Annotated in this window: 3 protein-coding genes and 1 pseudogene; all 4 read left to right on the top strand. The window is 37.6% G+C overall.

Annotated features, from left to right (window positions below; all coding sequences use genetic code 11):
- The first annotated feature begins 136 nt into the window (after nt 1-136).
- The 4 genes and pseudogenes from ACTQXY_RS15295 (at nt 137) to ACTQXY_RS15280 (ending at nt 2,186) form a co-directional block, all read left to right on the top strand.
- Entirely contained in the window at nt 137-325 is a 189-nt protein-coding gene (locus ACTQXY_RS15295; RefSeq protein WP_441660187.1) for a helix-turn-helix domain-containing protein, read from the top strand.
- 272 nt (nt 326-597) lie between these two features.
- Nucleotides 598-1,124, top strand: a pseudogene (locus ACTQXY_RS15290) (PadR family transcriptional regulator).
- A gap of 79 nt (nt 1,125-1,203) precedes the next feature.
- A complete protein-coding gene (locus tag ACTQXY_RS15285) occupies nt 1,204-1,815 on the top strand; it encodes a sugar O-acetyltransferase (RefSeq protein WP_156555153.1) in 612 nt (203 codons plus the stop codon).
- A gap of 29 nt (nt 1,816-1,844) precedes the next feature.
- The gene (locus ACTQXY_RS15280; protein ID WP_441660186.1) at nt 1,845-2,186 is read left to right on the top strand and encodes an aldo/keto reductase; all 342 of its coding nucleotides are present in this window, start codon (nt 1,845-1,847) and stop codon (nt 2,184-2,186) included.
- The last annotated feature ends 67 nt before the right edge of the window (nt 2,187-2,253 follow it).

Below are 2,253 nucleotides of genomic sequence, written 5' to 3'. Positions count from 1 at the left end.
TAGTGCTTTGCCATAATGAGATCCTCCTTCAGTGCGATACTTACATTGTACCATGATTTTTCTTATAAGGAATTCTCATTTTGACTTGTACTATTTATATTCTAGCACCAACTAATATGGACATTTAGAACTTCACATAGAGGAACTGCTGAAAGAAAAAGGGATTAGTAAGAATACCATTTGTAAAGAATTGGATATACCGAGGTCTAATTTCAATCGTTATTGTAGAAATGAATTTCAGAGATTAGACGCACAACTAATCTGTAAACCGTGCAGTTACTTAGATTGTGGAATAGAAGAATTGATAGAGTATGTGAAAGAATGAGAGCCTGTCGGATTGAAGAAAATTCGTGCAGGCTTTTGTGATGTCAAGAAATAGAGAAAACGAAGTGAGGTCAAGGAACAAGGCAAAGCCGATACGCCGTAGGGCAGTCCTTGACGGAACGGACACAATCAATAGTACCATGATACAGCAGAGGACTTGCAAGTCCTCTTGCCTGTTCTTTAAGTAAAGTGCTTCTTTCTGAATTTCTTTTTCAAATGCTTTGATGTGACTGCCTTGTATTCCTTCATTGATATAAAAGTAATCATCAGTTTATTTTATTTGAACTTCGGCAATTTTTAATTGTTTATGCAGTGGAATTATTAAGTGCGTATGATATTCAAAAACTGGTGGAATACCGGAATATTTCAAAATGGGTAAAAATTAGCACACCGTCTATTTATAAAAAGTGATTCAATTGGAATAGAAAGGTTTTATTTCAAGTCGGCTTGAAAAGGAAGGGAATATGCCGGAAAAATCGATGTATTCCTTAACGGAAAGTGGCGAGAAGGAGTTTCAAAGATTGATGCACGAACTCTCCAAAAAGCTGATTCATATGTTTTTAGATTTCAATGCAGTGATTGTAAATTTAGAAAATATGCCAAAAGAAGAGCAGCGAGAATGTTTGGATGTGATAGAAAAGAATACGGACATTCTCATGAAATATTTGGAAGAAAACCTAAAGTTAAAAGAAAAAGCAGAGAATATTCCGCCAACAGGCATGGCGGTTCTTCATCAGCAGATTACATTGGCAAAGGCGATTCAAGTGTGGATTGATGACTTAAAAAATACAACATGGTAATTCGTTAAGATGTCACTTGTGGAAATTAAATATGAGTGCTAAAATTTTATCAGAAAAAGATTTTAAGGAGGCACGCGTTATGAGTATGAAAGAGAAGATGCATACAGGAGAGCTTTATCTGCCAAATGATGAAGAGATTATGAATGAGCAGTTACAAAGACTGGAGAGGTTATATGATTTTAATGCGACACGTCCTTTAGAGCAGGAGAAGAGGACGGCGTTGCTAAAAGAGATGTTTGCGGAAATCGGTGAGGGCTGTTATATTGAACCCCCATTTCACTCTAACTTTGGTGGCGGACATGTACATTTTGGGAAAAATATTTATGCCAATTTCAATTTGACATTGGTCGATGACACTCATATTTATGTGGGCGATTATACAATGTTTGGTCCGAATGTCACAGTGGCTACGGCAGGGCATCCGATTCTGCCAGAACTGCGCAGTCAGGGGTACCAATATAATGCGCCTGTTCATATAGGAAAGAATTGCTGGATTGGAGCAGGGGCGATTATCGTGCCGGGAATTACGATTGGAGATAATGTTGTGATTGGTGCAGGAAGCGTGGTGACAAAAGACATTCCGTCCAATGTAGTGGCAGTCGGGGTGCCATGTGAGATACTTCGCAAAGTGAATGAACATGACAGAGAATATTATTTTAAAGACCGAAAGATTGTATGGTCTGAGGATTAAATGAATGACAAAACAGGAGGATGTTTCATATGGAATTAGTAAATCATGTAGAAATCCCTGAGATTGGGCTTGGCGTTTATAAGATGGAAGCGGGAGCTGAGATGAACGAAGCAATTGGAAATGCATATCAATATGGCTACAGATTATTTGACACAGCTCAGATGCATAAGAATGAGGAGGCATTGGGAGATGCGTTGAAAGAAAATCATATCCAAAGAGAGACTGTTTTTCTGAACAGTAAAGTGGATAATTGTAATCAGGGATATGAAAAGACCATCTCAAGTTTTCATGATTCTTTAAAAAGATTGCAAACAGATTACCTGGATTCTTTTTTGTATAATAGGAAATTCCGATTTTTGTTGGAACAATGAATGAAAATAGCCCGCACAAAGTCGGGCATGAGAACAAGATGACGCTCGTTAGAAGATATAAAAACCT

The sequence above is a fragment of the Faecalimonas sp. LCP19S3_D12 genome, from assembly GCF_052121495.1.
Taxonomy (GTDB): Bacteria; Bacillota; Clostridia; order Lachnospirales; family Lachnospiraceae; genus Faecalimonas.
The sequence above is the reverse complement of the archived record's forward strand: the minus strand, read 5'-3'. Positions and strand labels throughout refer to the sequence as shown.